The organism is Nocardioides sp. QY071 (assembly GCF_029961765.1).
GTDB lineage: Bacteria > Actinomycetota > Actinomycetes > Propionibacteriales > Nocardioidaceae > Nocardioides.
In genome coordinates this window covers 309335-325123 of sequence record NZ_CP124681.1, presented here as the reverse complement: position 1 = coordinate 325123, position 15789 = coordinate 309335, and the positions used below count along the sequence as shown (strand labels likewise).

Annotated in this window: 12 protein-coding genes and 1 pseudogene; 4 read left to right on the top strand and 9 right to left on the bottom strand. The window is 72.3% G+C overall.

Features of this window, described 5'->3' with window-relative positions; translation table 11 throughout:
• Positions 1 to 18: 18 nt before the first annotated feature.
• Positions 19 to 1443, bottom strand: coding sequence for a hypothetical protein (locus QI633_RS01525; RefSeq protein ID WP_282427882.1), 1425 nt, complete (start codon positions 1441 to 1443; stop codon positions 19 to 21).
• A 170-nt stretch (positions 1444 to 1613) separates the two neighbouring features.
• Here QI633_RS01525 and QI633_RS01520 point away from each other — a divergent pair, with 170 nt between their 5' ends.
• Positions 1614 to 3776, top strand: a complete 2163-nt coding sequence (locus QI633_RS01520) for an ATP-binding protein (protein ID WP_282427881.1) — start codon at positions 1614 to 1616, stop codon at positions 3774 to 3776.
• On the opposite strand, the gene QI633_RS01515 is transcribed toward QI633_RS01520, so the two are convergent.
• On the bottom strand, positions 3761 to 4402 hold the full coding sequence (locus QI633_RS01515) for a response regulator transcription factor (RefSeq protein ID WP_282427880.1): 642 nt from the start codon (positions 4400 to 4402) through the stop codon (positions 3761 to 3763). The genes QI633_RS01520 and QI633_RS01515 overlap by 16 nt on opposite strands.
• A 53-nt stretch (positions 4403 to 4455) precedes the next feature.
• Positions 4456 to 6627 (bottom strand): MMPL family transporter, encoded by a 2172-nt coding sequence (locus QI633_RS01510; RefSeq protein WP_282427879.1) that lies wholly within the window; start codon positions 6625 to 6627, stop codon positions 4456 to 4458.
• A gap of 124 nt (positions 6628 to 6751) precedes the next feature.
• Between QI633_RS01510 and QI633_RS01505 the strand changes: the two genes are divergently transcribed.
• The gene (locus QI633_RS01505; RefSeq protein ID WP_141800702.1) at positions 6752 to 7510 is read left to right on the top strand and encodes a WHG domain-containing protein; all 759 of its coding nucleotides are present in this window, start codon (positions 6752 to 6754) and stop codon (positions 7508 to 7510) included.
• Between the two features lie 12 nt (positions 7511 to 7522).
• Here the strand turns inward: QI633_RS01505 and QI633_RS01500 are convergent.
• A pseudogene (locus QI633_RS01500) lies at positions 7523 to 8739 on the bottom strand (acetyl-CoA C-acetyltransferase).
• 14 nt (positions 8740 to 8753) lie between these two features.
• Positions 8754 to 9674, bottom strand: coding sequence for a LysR family transcriptional regulator (locus QI633_RS01495; RefSeq protein WP_141800704.1), 921 nt, complete (start codon positions 9672 to 9674; stop codon positions 8754 to 8756).
• A gap of 71 nt (positions 9675 to 9745) precedes the next feature.
• Here QI633_RS01495 and QI633_RS01490 point away from each other — a divergent pair, with 71 nt between their 5' ends.
• Both QI633_RS01490 and QI633_RS01485 read left to right on the top strand, forming a co-directional pair.
• Positions 9746 to 10780, top strand: coding sequence for a putative sulfate exporter family transporter (locus QI633_RS01490; RefSeq protein WP_282427878.1), 1035 nt, complete (start codon positions 9746 to 9748; stop codon positions 10778 to 10780).
• Between the two features lie 35 nt (positions 10781 to 10815).
• A complete protein-coding gene (locus tag QI633_RS01485) occupies positions 10816 to 11064 on the top strand; it encodes a hypothetical protein (protein WP_282427877.1) in 249 nt (82 codons plus the stop codon).
• 139 nt (positions 11065 to 11203) lie between these two features.
• On the opposite strand, the gene QI633_RS01480 is transcribed toward QI633_RS01485, so the two are convergent.
• Genes QI633_RS01480 through QI633_RS01465 form a run of 4 tightly spaced genes read right to left on the bottom strand, consistent with a single transcriptional unit; the run spans position 11204 to position 15784 of the window.
• Entirely contained in the window at positions 11204 to 12367 is a 1164-nt protein-coding gene (locus QI633_RS01480; RefSeq protein WP_282427876.1) for a thiolase domain-containing protein, read from the bottom strand.
• Positions 12367 to 13308 (bottom strand): MBL fold metallo-hydrolase, encoded by a 942-nt coding sequence (locus QI633_RS01475; protein ID WP_282427875.1) that lies wholly within the window; start codon positions 13306 to 13308, stop codon positions 12367 to 12369. Before QI633_RS01475 ends, QI633_RS01480 begins: the two co-directional genes overlap by 1 nt.
• Before the next feature lie 23 nt (positions 13309 to 13331).
• A complete protein-coding gene (locus QI633_RS01470) occupies positions 13332 to 14252 on the bottom strand; it encodes a fumarylacetoacetate hydrolase family protein (protein WP_282427874.1) in 921 nt (306 codons plus the stop codon).
• A complete protein-coding gene (locus QI633_RS01465; protein ID WP_282427873.1) occupies positions 14249 to 15784 on the bottom strand; it encodes an AMP-binding protein in 1536 nt (511 codons plus the stop codon). Before QI633_RS01465 ends, QI633_RS01470 begins: the two co-directional genes overlap by 4 nt.
• Positions 15785 to 15789: the final 5 nt, after the last annotated feature.

Below are 15789 nucleotides of genomic sequence, written 5' to 3'. Positions count from 1 at the left end.
GAGTTCGCACAGCCGGCGTCATCCCTTCACCGCCAGCGGGAGGTCGAGGGTGCGCCGGAACCGGCGCAGGGCGCGTTGCGACGCGACGAGCATCGCCAGGAGCGTGATGCTGAAGCCGACCGCGACCTCGGTCGCCCCGATCCCGATGTGGACGCCGAGCTCGCTCGCGTTGAAGGCTGCCGCGACGGGCACCATGACCGGTGCGGCCACGAGCGTGGCCGTCAGCGTCACCCGCAGGGCTCGCCGTCGTTCGATCGCGGCAAGAGCCGCGAAGTCGACACCGGTGGCGTTGAGCATGCCGATCTCGCGCGAGTTCCGTTGCAGGGACGACTGGCGCTCGCCCGCGGCAGCGAAGCCCGAGAAGAGCGCGATGTAGAGGATCAGCTGCAGCAGCAGGGGCGTCGCATTCGCGCGCCAGAAGTCCCTGTTGTTCTCCCGGAACGTCGACTCCGGCACGGCCACGGCATCGACTCCCGCGCCGGCCAGGTCAGCTGAGACCCGGTCGACGTCGTCGGTGGCGACCAGTGCCCCGAAGTAGGCGGTGCTCGTGCCTTTCAGGACGCACTCACGCACGGTCGAGTCCGAGAGGATCGCGATGCTGCGGTTCATCTGCGCGATGCCCTCCCGCACGCCGGCGACGGTGAGTGCGACGCCGTTGATCCGGACGCTGTCACCCACCGACGCACCGACGGTGTCGTCCACGATCACGGTGCGGTCGGCGCAGCTGCTCGCCCCGGTCGCTCCCGTCGCCCGCTCGTAGAGCGCGTCCGGCACCGAGACCTCGAGCGCCGAGGTCTCATCGATGTTGAAGAGGTGCTTCCCGAACGGGACCACGACCGCCGAGGAGCCGGCGACCAGCCGGCGTACCTGGTCCTCCGGGACCGAGCTGTCGTCCATGAAGGTGAGATCCGGTGCTTGGAGGACGTAGGTCACCGAGTCCCCCACGCCGAGGAAGTCCTGCAGCGACTCGACCGGCCGGAGCGGCCCGTTCGTCACCTCGTGCTCGATGCCCGACGTGGCGCCGACCAGGACCACGGCCAGGATCGCGAGGCCGGTGCCGCTGAAGAACGCGCGCACACCCTCGCCCCTTGCCCGCCGATCGCCCCGCGTTCGGTCCAGGTGGTCGATGCCGGCGTACTCGATCCGCGAGAGCCGGTTGATCGTCCGGCCGCGCTCCGAGGTGCGTCCCTCGACGGCGTACAGGATCGACAGGGCCAGTGCGGCGACGGTGACGTACGGCGACACGTCACGAACGGCATTGACGACCGCCACCAGCGCGTCGACCGCGCCCGGAACGAAGCCCGGCACGGGCGTGATCGACGCGTCACGGAGGACGCGGTGGACCGGCGACAGGCTCAGCGCCGCCCACAGGAGGCCGACGACCAGTAGCCCTGCAGCGCCGGTGACCCACCGGGTCCGGCGTGCAGCGGTCCGTCGACCCACGAGACGTCCCCCATCGTGTCTTCCCGCTCTGAGCGAGGCCACCGTAGGGCTGCTCCGGCCCCACGGTGGCGCGAACGGTCGAGATTTCACCTGGCACCCGGGGGGAACCAGCGGATCCGAGGACGTCCGATCCGCCAGCGGAACCCCGTCGGCCGCCCTAGCATCGACGGGTGGAGGGGATCACGCGGCCGGCGCGCGACTTCGCAGCGTCCGTCGAACGCGGACTCCACATCGCCATCGGCGTGGTGATCCTCGCCAAGACCACGGTCTTCGGCGCGGCGCTGACCGAGCGCACGTCGTACGACGCCCGCGACCTGCTGCTCTCCCTGGCGGTGGTCGGCTGCGTCGGCACCGCCGGCGTGCGTTGCGTGCTGGGACGCCCCGGGCGCGTCGACGTGCTGCTGTGCACGCTCGCGATGGTCGCCGGAGCGCTGCTGCACCAAGGGACGACGCCGCCGGCGGGCGCGGCGGACTCGCCGATCATCCACCTCGTCGAGCCGATGCTGCTCGTGCTGGCGGCGCGGCTGCCGGCCGCGACGATCCTCGCTGTGGCGGGCCTGTACGTCCTGCTGCGCTGGGAGACCGGCGGCACCGCCACGGCACTGCACTACGGCGTCCAGGAGGCCGCGTTCATCACCGGCACCGTGCTCGCGGTGTTCGTGCTGGTCGGCCTGATGCGGCGTACCTCGGCGCGGGCCGAGGAGGCGCTGCGCGCGGAGGGTGCTCGGCTGGCGGCCGAGGACGACCGCGCCGAGGTCGAGGCGACGGCGTTCGTGCACGACGACCTGGTGCCGGCGCTGCTGTCGGTCGCGAGCCTGCCCCGCGCCGAGCCGACCCTGGCTGCGGCGGCCGCCGCACTGGACGGGCTCACGACGCAGGCGCCGACCTGGTCCCGGGCGCAGCTGGTCGCGCAGGTGCGGACGGTCGCGGACAGCAGCGGGCTCGACGTGCTCCTGGTGGTGCGGGGCCGGCGGACCGCCGTACCGGACGATGTGCGCGACGCGCTCGTCGGCGCCGTCCGGGAGGCCCTGCGCAACGTGGCCCGGCACAGCGGCGAGCACCGGGCGACGATCACACTCACCCAGCGCCCGGGCCGGGTCCGGCTCACGGTGGAGGACGACGGCGTCGGCTTCGTGGTGACGCCGGGCGTCGGACTGCGGGTGGCGGTCACCGGGCGGGTCGAGGCCGCTGGCGGCACCGCCCTGGTCACGAGCACGCCGGGAGCGGGCACGGTCGTCACCCTCGGCTGGCGGGCCCACCGGGTCGCCCGCCTCCTCGGCCTCTCCCCCGATACCGACACGTTCGCCCGCGCCGCCGTCGGCCGGCCCGGGAGGACGGCGCTGCGGGTGTGCGGGATCCTCGTGGCGGGGTACGCCGTGTCCGGGCTGCTGCTCGCCGTCGACGGCGTTCGTCAGCCCGCCACCTGGGCCGGCGCCGCCGTCGTCGCGGTCCTGGTCGCCGGACTCGCCCAGCGCATCGACCGCGGACCGGTCTCGGCCGGGACCCTCGTCGTGGGCGGCCTGGCGCCCGCCGCCGTACTCGCCCTGGTCCTGCCCACGGTGTCGGTCGGCGGTCTCGGCGGGCTGGAGTCGTGGATCGTCGAGTTCACCGCGCTGCCCGCCATGGTCCTCGCGTGGACCGCCTCGCTGCGGGTGGTGGCCCTGCTCCTCGTGCCGAACGGCGTCGCGATCACCGTTGTCGCCCTGCAGGCTGGCCTGCCGGTCGCCGAACTCCCGCACCTGCTCTTCGTCCAGCCGCTCAACACCTTCTTCGTCGCCGTGATCATCGGCGTGTGTCGCCGGGCCGGGCTCGTCCTCGCGGGCATCAGCGCCGCACCCGCCGGGGATCGCGGCAGCGCCGCCCGCGGGCTCCTCGGCCCACTGCTGCCCGAGGTCGAGCGCACGCTCGCGAAGCCGGCCTGCACCGAGACCGCCGCCGGCGCCGCCGTGCTGGCCCACTCCGTGCGCGACTGCCTCTACCTGCCCGGCCCCGGTCACCTGGCCCTGCGCGAGGAGCTGCACCAGCTGCGCCGTACCGGTGCGCAGGTCGTCGTCACCCTCCACCAGGACCTGGCCGCGAGCGCGACCCTGGCCAGCGCGGTCGCGGTGCTACGGGCCGTCGCCGCCGGCCGGGTGACGCTGTCCGGGACCGCCCTGCAGACCAGCCTGGTCGTCGTCCCCGCGGTTGCGGCGGCCGCCGCCGATGCCGTCACCGCCGCACTTCCGCGGACCTGGGTCGCGACCTTCGACCCCGACGCGACGCTGCTCACCGGGCCGCCCGGCGAGCTCGAGGTCGAGGTCGAGGTCGAGGGGCAGGCTCAGCCCTCGAGGTGACCGTCAGCCCTTGCCCGGCTGATCAGGCCGTGCACGTTGCCCGTCTCGACGCCGCCCTCGCGGTAGGCCCGGGCGGCGCGGGCGAGGTGCTCGCGGACGGTGACCTCGCCGATCCCGAGCTGGCGGGCGACGAGGCGGTAGGGCAGGCCGGCGCTGACCGCGCGGAGGATCTCGATCTGGCGCGGCGAGAGCCGGGCACCGACGTCCTCGTCGGACAGCAGCATCGTCGCGAGCTGGCTCGAGCAGGCCAGCTCGCCCGCGACGGCGTCGCGGATCGACTGGGCGATCGACTCGACCGGGTCGACCTTGAGGATCAGGCCCGCGGCGCCGGCGTCGATCGCGCGGCGTACGGGCACCGGTCGCTCCTCGGCGGTGAACAGCACCACGACCAGCCCGTGCGCGACCAGGGTCGCCACCGTCTCGTCAGCCGGTGGCTGCCCGGGGATCCGCATGTCGAGCAGGACGACGTCGAGCCCGTCGGGCGCCCGCGCCAGCAGCTCCTCGGCCGAGCCCGCGATCGCCACGAGGCCCATGTCGGGGGCGGTCTCGGCGAACGCGGCGCCGAGCCCCAGCAGCACCACGGGGTGGTTGTCGATGGCACCTACCCGGATGATCCCCCGTCTCACGGTGGCGATTATCCGCAGGGGTCCGGCACGACGGGTCCGGAATGCGACGTACTTTACGTATGCCGATGCCCTCCCTGGACCAGCACCCGGTCCGTCGAGGTGGGCGGTACGTCGCCGCCCTCGCGGAACCCGTGCCGCTCCCACCAGCGGGCGAGCGGGGCCGGCGCCCACCAGTTCCAGCGGCCGAGGAGCTTCATGGTGGCCGGGACCAGCAGCGCGCGCACGACGGTCGCGTCGACCAGGATCGCGACCAGCATGCCGAGGCCGAGCATCTTCATGAACACCACGCCGCTGAGGCTGAACGCACCGATCACGACGGCGAGCAGGAGTGCGGCACTGGTGATGATCCTGCCGGTCTTCTGCACGCCGGTCTGGACGGCGAGGTCGTTGTCGCCGGTCGCGTCCCACTGCTCGCGGACCCGGGAGAGGAGGAACACCTCGTAGTCCATCGACAGGCCGAACAGCACCGCGAGCATCACGATCGGGTTGGTGAGGTCGAGGAAGCCCTGCGGCGTGAAGCCGAGCAGCTCGGCGAGGTGGCCGTCGCTGAAGATCCACGTCACCACGCCGAACGAGGCGGTGATCGAGAAGCCGTTCATCAGCACCGCCTTCAGCGGCAGCACCACCGAGCCGAACGCCAGGAACAGCAGCACCAGCATGACGCCGACGACGATCAGTCCCATCAGCGGCAGGTGGTCGCCGACCGAGCCCGCGAGGTCGACGGTGTCGGCGGTCAGGCCGCCGACGAGGGCCTCGGACCCGTCCGGCGCGGCCACGGCGCGCAGGTCGCGGACCACCTGCTGGGAGTGGTCGGTCTGGCTGTTGCCCTCCCACGCGGCGCGCAGCAGCGTGGTCTCGCCCTCGCTCGCCACCGGCCGGACGTCGACGACCCCGTCGACCCGCTCCAGGGCCTGGGTGTACGACGCCACGCCTGCCTCGTCGGCACCGCTCACCAAGATGTTGGCGGTCGAGCGCTCCGGGCCGAAGTCGCTGTTGAGGCGTTCGGAGGCCAGGTGGGACGGGGCGTCCGAGGGCAGCACGCGGTAGTCGACGCTGCCCCACTTCACGCCGAGGAAGGGCGAGGCCACGGCGAGCAGGACCACCACGACGGCGGTGGCGACGACGACCGGACGCCGCATCACGGCGCGGGCCAGCCGGGCCCAGGCGCCGTGGCCGGTCTCGACCGGCGTCGCCCGCTGCAGGAACGGGATCCGGATCGCGTCGATCCGGGTGCCGAGCAGCGCCAGCACCGCGGGCAGCACGGTGAGCGCGGCCACCATCGCGATCAGCACGGCCGCGATCCCGCCGTACCCGATCGACTTGAGGAACGTCTGCGGGAACACCAGCAGCGAGCTCATCGCCGCGGCGACGGTCAGGGCCGAGAACGCGACGGTGCGACCGGCGGTGGCCATGGTGCGCACCACGGCTCCGCGGGTGTCGTCGGGGTCGCGGGCGATCTCCTCGCGGAACCGGGAGACCACGAAGAGGGCGTAGTCGATCGCCAGGCCGAGCCCGAGCAGGGTGATGATGTTGGGCGCGAAGATCGACACGTCGACCAGGTGGTTGAGACCGGCGATCGTCGCCCGGGCACCGAGGACCGCGACCAGGCCGACCAGGAGCGGCATCAGGGCCGCGACGACGCTGCGGAAGATGATGAGCGACAGGATCAGCACGATCGGCATCGACACCAGCTCGGCGCGGAGCAGGTCGGACTTCGTCTCCTCGTTGACGTCGGTGTAGACGGCGTACGGGCCGGCGAGCTCGGTGTGCAGCGAGCTCTTCTCGACGGCCGGGCGCATCTCGTCGAAGGAGTCGATGAAGTCGTTCTGGCTGTCCCCGGCGAGGGAGACGTAGACCGCGGTCGCGTGACCGTCCTTGCTGACCATGGCCGGGTCCTGGACGTCGTACCAGGTGAGCACCGAGACCACGCTGTCCTGCGGGATGGCCGCGACCGTGCGCTGCACCTCGGCCTGGAACGACGGGTCCGCGGCCTCCTCCTCGTCGCTGGAGAAGATCACGATGGCGTCGATCGAGCGGTTCCCGAAGGTGGAGCGCTCGAGCGCGAGCTCGCGGGCCGACTCCGTGCCGGGGTCGTCGAAGCCACCGGCGGACAGCTTGTCCTCCAGCCCGACACCCGCGACCGCAGCGAGCGCGGTCACACCGAGCCCGACCAGCAGCACCGCGACCGCACGGCGCACGACCAGGGCGCCCCATCGCTCGATCATGTCGACTCCTCCCGGAGGCCAGCGTGAACCTCTATCAGTCTCGTGAACACTGTTAACCGTAAACGGTGTAAACTTTCGTCGTCAAGTGTTCACCCCGGTGATCCGGGCCATCTCGAGGAGTCCTGTGCCGCACCTCCGCGCACCCAGCCGCCGGGAACGTCAGCGTGAGGCGACCTACGACGAGATCGTCGAGGTCGCCGCCCGCCTGCTCGACGAGGGAGCGGACCTGTCGTTGCGGGCGGTCGCCGCGGGGATGGGGATGACCGCACCAGCGCTGTACAGGTACGTCGCGAGCTATCAGCAGCTCGTCGACCTCGTCGCCTTCGAGCTCGACAAGGCGGCGACTGCCGAATGGGCCGAGGCCGCCGCCCGGTTCCCGGAGGACGACCCGGCCGCACGCCTGGCCGTGGCCTGTGCGCGCTTCCGGCAGTGGGCGCTGGCGAAGCCGCGGGAGTTCGCCCTCGTGTTCGCCAACCCGGTCGCCGAGGCCGACACCGATCGCCGCGACCTGCTCACCCTGTCGACGTCGGGCCACTACTTCACCGACCTGCTGTGGCAGATCTGGGAGCTCTACCAGTTCCCGTACCCGGCCCTCGACGACCTCGACCCGGTCATCCGCGACGCCGTGCTCGACCCGCTGATCCCGGCCAAGGCCGACCACATCCCGCCCGAGGAACGTGGCCTGCTGTGGATCTACATGCGGGCGTGGTCGGCGCTGTACGGCGTCGTCACGCTCGAGTCGACCGGCCACTGCGACCCGCGGGTCATCGAGTCCGGGCAGCTCTTCCGCGCCACCCTGCTCGACTGGCTCGAGCCCCTCGGGCTGCGCCACGAGCGCGACCGGATCACCACGATCCTCGACGAGGAGCTCGCCCGCGCCTGACCGGGGAGTGACTCAGCTGAGCCGCTCGAGGACCATGGCCATGCCCTGGCCACCACCCACGCACATCGACTCGACACCGAACTGCTTGTCGTGCCACTGCAGCGAGTTGATCAGCGTCGCGGTGATCCGCGCTCCCGTCATGCCGAACGGGTGACCGACCGCGATCGCACCACCGTTGACGTTGAGCTTGTCGACGTCGATCCCGAGCTGCTGCGCCGATCCCAGCGACTGCACCGCGAACGCCTCGTTGATCTCGAACAGGTCGATGTCACCCAACGACATGCCGGCGTTCTTCAGCGCGGCGGGGATCGCCTCGACCGGGCCGAGGCCCATGATCTCGGGCGAGAGTCCGGTCACCGCGGTCGACACGATCCGCGCGAGCGGGGTCAGGCCCAGCTCCTTGGCACGGGTGTCGGACATGATCACCAGCGCCGCGGCGCCGTCGTTGAGCGGGCATGCGTTGCCCGCCGTCACCGTCCCGTCGGGGCGGAACACCGGCTTGAGACCGGAGACCGCCTCCAGCGTCGTACCGGCACGGGGGCCGTCGTCCGCGGTGACGGTCGTGCCGTCGGGCAGGTGACCGGGGTGATCTCGCGGGCCCAGAAGCCCTCACCGATCCGCTGCTCGGTGAGGTTCTGGCTGCGGACCGCGAACACGTCCTGCTCCTCGCGCGACATGCCGAGGACCTGCGCGACGTTCTCGGCGGTCTGGCCCATCGCGATGTAGAGGTCCGGCAGCTCACCGGAGGTGCGCGGGTCGACCCACGTCTCCGCGCCGCCCTGGGCCCGCTTGTCGGTCACCGCCTGCGCGTCGGCGAACGCGGGGTTCTGGCCCTCGGGGTTGTCCGACCAGCCGTTGAAGAACCGGCTCACGGTCTCCACGCCGGCGGAGATGAACGCGTCGCCCTCGCCGGCCTTGATCGCGTGGAACGCCATCCGGGTGGTCTGCAGCGACGACGAGCAGTAGCGGTTGACCGTCACGCCGGGCAGGCGGTCCATCCCGGACAGCACGGCGACCGCGCGGCCCAGGTTGTTGCCCGCCTCACCGGCCGGCTGGCCCACACCGAGGATCAGGTCGGTGATCTCGGCCGGGTCCAGGCCGGGCACCTTCGCCAGCGCGGCCTGCACCATCTGCACGGCCAGCTCGTCGGGACGCATGTCCTTCAGCGAGCCCTTGCCGGCACGGCCGATCGGCGAGCGGGCGGTCGAGACGATGACGGCTTCGGGCATGACGACTCCTCGGGTCAGGGGTGGTGCGGCCGGGCGAAAGCCTGATCGGCGCTCTCGAGCAAGCGTACGGCGGCGGCCGACAGTCTCGCCTCGGCCGACCAGATCGCGGTGAGCGGGCGCAGCAGGAAGACCCCGTCGAGCGGTACGGCGCGCAGCTCGCCGAGCTCGAGGTCGGCCTCGAGCGCCCGCTCCGACAGCGCGACCGGGCCCATCCCGGCGATGGCCGCGTGGGTGAGGCCGTTGTTGGACGCCATCACGAGACCCGGGACCAGGGTGTGGCCCTCACGCTCCAGTGCCTCCTCCAGGGTGACCCGGGTGCCGGAGCCCTCCTCGCGCACCAGGACGCCCCCGACGGCGAGCTCGGCCGCACCGACCGGCTCGGTCCGGTCGGCCCACGGGTGACCGGGTGCGACGGCGACCACGAGCCGGTCGGCGCCGACCTGCTGGTGGCGCAGCCCGTCGGGCACCGTCGGCACCTCGACGAACCCCAGCTCGGCCGCGCCGGTGCGGACCAGTCGCTCGACCTCGGTGGAGTTGGCGACGCTCAGCGAGACCTGCAGGTCGGGCGCTCCGGCGTGCAACCGCGCCAGCCAGGCCGGTGCGTAGTGCTCGGCGATGGTCATCGACACGGCCGCGCGGACGACCAGCTCGCCCTCGGCGCGCAGCGTGGCGACGGACCGGGTGAACCGCTCGGCGGCATCGAGCAGCTCACCGGCCCAGTCGACGACCAGCCTGCCGTGCGGGGTCAGCGTCGTGCCCTGCTTGGTGCGGCGCAGCAAGGTCACGCCGAGCCGGCGTTCGAGCGCGAGCATCCGCCGCGACACGCTCGGCTGCGAGAGCCGCAGCTCCTGCGCGGCCTGGCCGATGCTCCCGGTCCGCGCCACGAGGGCGAGCACCTCGAGGTCGTCGAGGTCCGGTCGTCGGGTGGTGCTCATGCGTTCTCCGTATGACGTGATGCCCAGCTGCTCACTACCGAAGCCTGCCCCACGCCACGAGGGTTGGGCACATGGCCACGAGAACGGTTCCGGTCCCTACGACGACGAGCGCCCGGCGTACGCAGCGATCCGTGCTGCTGCCGGGCCTCGTCCTGACGGGCGGTGGGGTGGTCGTGGCGTACGCCGGCCACCACCTCCTGCCGTCGGTGGGCGTGCTGACCTGGGCTGTGCTCATCGGCGCGGTGGTCGCGAACCTCGACCTGATCCCGATCGCGACCCAGCCGGGTCTGCGGATCGCGGTCAGGAAGCTGCTCCGTGCCGGCGTCGTGCTGCTCGGGTTCTCGCTGTCGCTGACCGCGATCGGCGCCCTCGGCACCCCGGTGATCGCACTGGTCGTGACGACGCTGGTCAGCACGCTGGTCCTCACCTGGTGGCTCGGCCTGAGGATGAAGGTCGGGCCCGCCCGCAGCCTGCTCATCGCCACCGGCTTCTCGATCTGCGGCGCCTCGGCGATCGCCGGCATGGAGCGCACCGCCGACGGCGACGAGGACGACGTCGCGACCGCGATCACCATGGTGACGATCTGCGGCACCCTCGCGATGATCGCGATCCCCCTGCTGCAGGCGCCTCTCGGCCTCTCGGACCGCCAGCTCGGCATCTGGGCCGGCGCCAGCGTGCACGAGGTCGGCCAGGTGGTCGCCGCGGCCGGACCCGCCGGCGCCACGGCCGTCGCGCTGGCCGTCGTCGTCAAGCTGACCCGGGTCCTGCTGCTCGCGCCCGTCGTCGCGGTGGTGAGCGCGACCCGGCGTCGTACCCAGCCGGCGTGCGACGGCGCCAGTGCCGGCCGACCGCCGATCGTGCCGCTGTTCGTGCTCGGCTTCCTGGCCTGCGTGCTGCTGCGCACCAGCGGCCTCGTGCCGGCGGGGTTCCTCGACGTGATCAGCACGCTGCAGACGATCACGCTGGCTGCCGCGCTGTTCGCGCTCGGCACCGGCGTCCACCTCGGCAAGCTGCTGCACAGCGGTGGCCGCCCGCTCGCGCTGGGCATGGTGTCGACGCTGGTGGTCGCGACGGTGTCGCTGGTCGGCGTGCTGGCGATCGCCTGACGTCTCGCGCGACCGGTTCCGGGTACCGCCCGGCCATGAACTCCTCGCTCGCTCCCACGGCGCTGGCCACGCTCACCCAGAAGGCAGCCGCCGTCGACCCGGCCGTGGCGTACTGGACGACGGCCATGGACTCGGTCCGCGAGGAGGAGCGCCGGCGCAGGGGCGTGGTCCTGCCGGTCGCACTGCACGTCACCGCTGCGCTCGGCGCGGCCGTCGCCGGCTACCTCGGCGGCCACGTGGTGGGGGCCCGGGGCCTCGGCCGGGCCCACCACCACGGGCGATGACCTGCTGGGTCACTTCACGCGGAGAGAACGGGATCTCCGCCGCCTCGACCGGTCCGCGAGCTGATCGGCGCCGACGCGCTCGACGCAGATCGGCGCTCGACGTCGCTGCACCCGAGGTCCGTCGTCGGCCGCTCGGGGCTCATCGGGCCGCGAGGACCGTGACGTGGTTGGCGACCGCGAGGCCGCCCATGTTGTGCACCGCACCGAGCCGGGCGCCGGCGATCTGCACACCCGGGAAGGTCCCGGTGAGCTGCATGGCGATCGAGACGTGCTGCGAGACGCCGGTCGCGCCCACCGGGTGGCCCTTCGACTTCAGGCCTCCGGACGGGTTGACGGGCAGCGTGCCGTCCGGCAGGACGACGCCGTCGGCGAGGGCACGCCGCCCCTGGCCACGCGGCGCCAGGCCGAGCACCTCGTACATCTGGAGCTCGGCGATGGTGAAGCAGTCATGCAGCTCGACGACATCGAGGTCGCCGGTCGTCACGCCGGCGTCCGTCATCGCGCGCTGCCAGGCGAGCTCCGTGGCGGCGAAGGCCAGCGGGTCCCGGCGGGCCCCCGGCAGGTGGTCGTTCGCGAAGCCCCAGCCGGCCACCCGCACCGCGTCATGGCGCGACGAGGTGGGCTCGAGGCCGAGAACCAGCGCGGCGGCGCCGTCGGAGACCGGCGAGCAGTCGGTACGACGAAGGGGCGGCGCGACCATCGGGTTGCGGTCCGAGGTGGTCGAGCAGAACTCCTCGTCGAGCTCCTTGCGCAGGTGGGCGAAGGGGTTGGCCGCGCCGAGCCGGTGGCTCTTCGCGGCGATCGCGCCAAGGGTGTCCCCGACGGGCCCGTACCGGCGCTCGTACTCCAGCGCGACCTCAGCGAAGATCCCCGCGAAGCCGGTGCTGGACTCGCCGCCGGCCAGGTCGTAGTCGGCGCCCAGCAGGGCGGAGCCGACCGTCTCGGCGGGGATGCCGGTCATCTTCTCCACGCCGACGACCAGCACCGTGCGCGCCCGCCCGGCGAGCAGGTGGGCGAGGCCCGTGTGGACCGCGGCCGAGCCGGAGGCGCAGGCGTTCTCGGTGCGCAGCGCTGGGACGCCGAACAGGCCGTCGTCGATCTGGAGCGGGAGCGACGACGGGAAGCCGAGCGGATGCATGCCGGCGTTGAAGTGACCGACCACCACGAGGTCGACCTGGTCCGGAGCCACATCGGCGTCGTCGAGCGCGGCGCGTCCCGCGTCGACGACGAGCGACTCGAGGGTGGCGTCGGGGTGCTTGCCGAAGGCGGTGTGGCTCCAGCCGAGGACGAGCGGCGAGGCCATCAGCGCCACCCCTCGAGCTCCGCGATCCGGTGGAAGACCTCGATCGTGCCGACGCGCTCCAGGGTGGGGTCGAGGTCGTAGTAGACGGCCAGCACGTTCTGGGCGAGCCGGCCCTTCTCGTCGAGGGCGTCGAACCGGCCGAGCGCGATGTCCCGCATCGCGTCCTCGGCCGACATGCCCTTGTCGAAGCGGACCCTGGCCTCCTCCTGCACGAACAGCAGGTAGTCGCGCACCTCGTGGATCCGCTCCGGCGCGATCACCGGCCCGTGGCCGGGGACGACGGCGACCGGCTCGAGCGCGAGCATCCGGTCGCAGGCGGCGACCCAGTTCCCGATCGGGCCCGCCCAGGTGATCGGCGTACCGCCGATGAAGAGCAGGTCACCGGCGTAGAGCACGCGCTCCGACGGGACGAAGACGACGCTGTCCCCCTCGGTGTGGGCAGGCCCGAGCTTGATCACCTGCACGTCCAGGCCGCCGACGTCCAGGTCGAGCGTGTCGGAGAAGGTCCGCGTCGCGGGCGTTGCGGTGATGTCGCCGAACTCGAAGGGGGCGAAGATGTGCCGGACGAACTCGCCGGTCGGTCCGGGAAGGCCGAGAGCGCCCAGGATCAGGTCGGGACCCGCACTCGCCATCTCGGCGACGGTCTCCTCGGACGCGATGATCTCCGCGCCGGCGACGAGCTCGTTGCCGAACCAGTGGTCGCCGTTGGAGTGGGTGTTGACTACGTGGCGGATCGGGCTCCGGTCGGTCAACGGAGCCAGTCCGTCGAGCATCTCCCGGGTCATCGCCAGGTCGAAGAGCGTGTCGACGAGGAGCGATGCTCCGTCGCCGACCACGAGGCCGGCATTGCTCCAGCCCCAGGTCCCGTCAGGGACGAGCCAGGCGTGGCAATGCTCACTGAGCTGGTGCCGGCCGCGGGTGTAGGGGACGTCGGTCGCCATGGGTGTCGCCTCTCTCGTCGGTCTCAGTGGCCCGAGCTCAGCGGGTGGCGCGGAAGGGGCGCCGCGACCCGGATGTCCATCCGCCCGATCAGGTCGACCTCGAAGGTGACCACCTCGCCCTCGCGGAGCCAGCCGCGGAAGCCGTCGGGGTCGAGGGCGCGCTGCTCGAACAGGCAGCCCTTGCCGACCGTGCCGGACCCGAGCACGTCGCCGGTGACCAGGTGCGTGCCCCGCGACGTGTAGGCCACGACGTCGTCGAAGGACCAGTCGATCGTCGACCAGTTCCCGGCACTGATGGGCTTCCCGTCGATCGCGACGGACATGGCGACGTCGAATCCCTTGCCCGAGCGCAGCGGCTCGAGCTCGTCGGCGGAGACGAGCACCGGGCCCAGGGTGGTGGCGCCGTCCTTGCCCTTGGCGGGACCGAGCCGCAACGTCATCTCCTCGAACTGCAGGTCCCGGGCGCTCCAGTCGATGTAGGTCGTGTAGCCGACGATGTGGTCGCGGGCGTCCTCGGGCCGGATGTTGGAGCCGGGACGGCCGATGACGGCGGCCACCTCGAGCTCGTAGTCGAACTCCTCGCATCCCGGCGAGATCGGCGCGTCGTCGCTGGGGCCCAGCACCGCCGCGTGGTTGGAGAGGTAGAACGCCGGGAACCTGTGGTGCAGCGGGTCCACCGTGCCCATGCAGTTGGTGATGTGCTCGTGGAAGCACATGGAGTCCCGCATCGACGGCGGGCGCAGCGGCGCCTCGAGGCGCACCGAGTCGACCGGCACCGGGGTCGAGCCCTCCAGCGCGGCCCGGCCGTGCGCGAGCAGGCCGTCGAGCCCGTCGCCGATCAGGTCGCCGACGCTCTCCGCGCCGGGCACGGTGTAAAGCAGGCCGTCCTGCAGCACCGCGGCGTGTGCCGCACCCGAGCCGTCCGTGTAGGTCGCGAACTTCATGAGTCGTCTCCGTTTCTCATCCGGGCCCGGAGGGCCTTCTTGTCCACCTTGCCGACGGCGGTCGTCGGCAGCGTGTCGACCAGGACCACGTCCTTGGGTCGCTTGTACGTCGTGAGCTCGGCCCGCGCGGCGGCGAGGATCGACTCCCGGGTGACGTCGGCGTCGGCCGGGACGACGAAGGCGACGACGGCCTCGCCCCAATCGGGGTGCGGGATCCCGGCGACGGCGACGCTCTTGACCCCGGCCAGTCGGGCGAGCACCTGCTCGACCTCGCTGGAGTAGACGTTGAGCCCGCCGGTGATGATCATGTCCTTCTTGCGGTCGACGAGGTGCAGGTAGCCGTCCGCGGTCAGGAAGCCGAGGTCGCCGGTGTGCAGCCAGCCGTCCCGCAGCGCTTCCGCCGTCTCGACCGGCCGGTCGAGATAGCCCTGCATCGTGTACGGCGACCGCGCGGTCACCTCCCCGACCTCGTCCGGGTCGCAGGGGGTCCCGTCCTCCCGGACCACGCGCACCTCGGCCATCAGCACCGACTGGCCACAGCTGGTGAGGCGTCCCGCGCCCGCACCGTCGGCACGGTGGTCGTCGCGCCGCAGCCGGGTGAGGAAGTTCGGCGCCTCCGACTGGGCGTAGAGCTGCACGAACACCGGGCCGAACAGGGCGAGCCCCTGCTCGAGCCGGTCGGGCGTGATCGGCGCGGCGCCGTACAGGATGGTGCGCAGCGCGCTGGCGTCGAAGGAGTCGCGGGCCACGACGGCGTCGAGGAGCCGGTAGATCATGGTCGGCACCAGGAACAGGTAGCTGACCCCGTCGCGCTCGACCCGGTCCAGGACCTGCTCGACGTCGAAGCGGTCCTCGAGCATGGTGCGGGCGCCCTTGGCGAGAGCGGCCTGCAGCAGGAATCCGGCGCTGTGCGGCAGAGGCGAGGTGAGCAGCAGGACGTCCTCGGCGGTCAGCTCCATCTCGACGAGGTGCGAGACCAGGTTCATCGCCAGGCCGCGCTGCTGGTGGACGACGCCCTTGGGGAGGCCGGTGGTGCCGCCGGTGTACATGATCAGCGCCGCCGCGTCGGACGGCACGGGCGGCAGCTCCGGAAGCGGTGCGGTGGCGAGCGCCGCGTGCCACCCGTCGTCCGGGCCGCCCACGACGATCGCGAACGGGTCCGCTCCGCGATCGCGGGCGAGCTCCACCGACGCGAGCCGGTCGTGCGTCACCACGCACACCACGGCCCGGGAGTCGGTCAACATGTACGCCTGCTCGTCGTCGGACAGCATCAGGTTGAGCGGCACCTTGGCCGCTCCCAGCAGGGCGACGGCCAGGTCGGCGACGACGTACTCGGCGCCGTTCGGGAGGATCAGCGCCACCGCGGTCCCCGGCGTCACGCCGTTCGCCTGCAGCGCGGCCGCCAGGGAGCGGGCGGCGACGTCGAGGTCGGCGTACGTCCAGGTGCGTGCATCCGTGACGATCGCGGGCCGGGCGGCGTGGCGCGCCAGTGCGGGACCGAGCAGGTCGCGCAGCACGAGGTCCGTGGACATCGCGA

Coding starts and splice junctions, on each gene's coding strand:
- QI633_RS01510 (WP_282427879.1), bottom strand. CDS start 6,627: ATGATCGAGCGATGGGGCGCCCTGGTCGTGCGCCGTGCGGTCGCGGTG.
- QI633_RS01495 (WP_141800704.1), bottom strand. CDS start 9,674: ATGAGCACCACCCGACGACCGGACCTCGACGACCTCGAGGTGCTCGCC.
- QI633_RS01490 (WP_282427878.1), top strand. CDS start 9,746: ATGGCCACGAGAACGGTTCCGGTCCCTACGACGACGAGCGCCCGGCGT.
- QI633_RS01485 (WP_282427877.1), top strand. CDS start 10,816: ATGAACTCCTCGCTCGCTCCCACGGCGCTGGCCACGCTCACCCAGAAG.
- QI633_RS01480 (WP_282427876.1), bottom strand. CDS start 12,367: ATGGCCTCGCCGCTCGTCCTCGGCTGGAGCCACACCGCCTTCGGCAAG.
- QI633_RS01475 (WP_282427875.1), bottom strand. CDS start 13,308: ATGGCGACCGACGTCCCCTACACCCGCGGCCGGCACCAGCTCAGTGAG.
- QI633_RS01470 (WP_282427874.1), bottom strand. CDS start 14,252: ATGAAGTTCGCGACCTACACGGACGGCTCGGGTGCGGCACACGCCGCG.
- QI633_RS01465 (WP_282427873.1), bottom strand. CDS start 15,784: ATGTCCACGGACCTCGTGCTGCGCGACCTGCTCGGTCCCGCACTGGCG.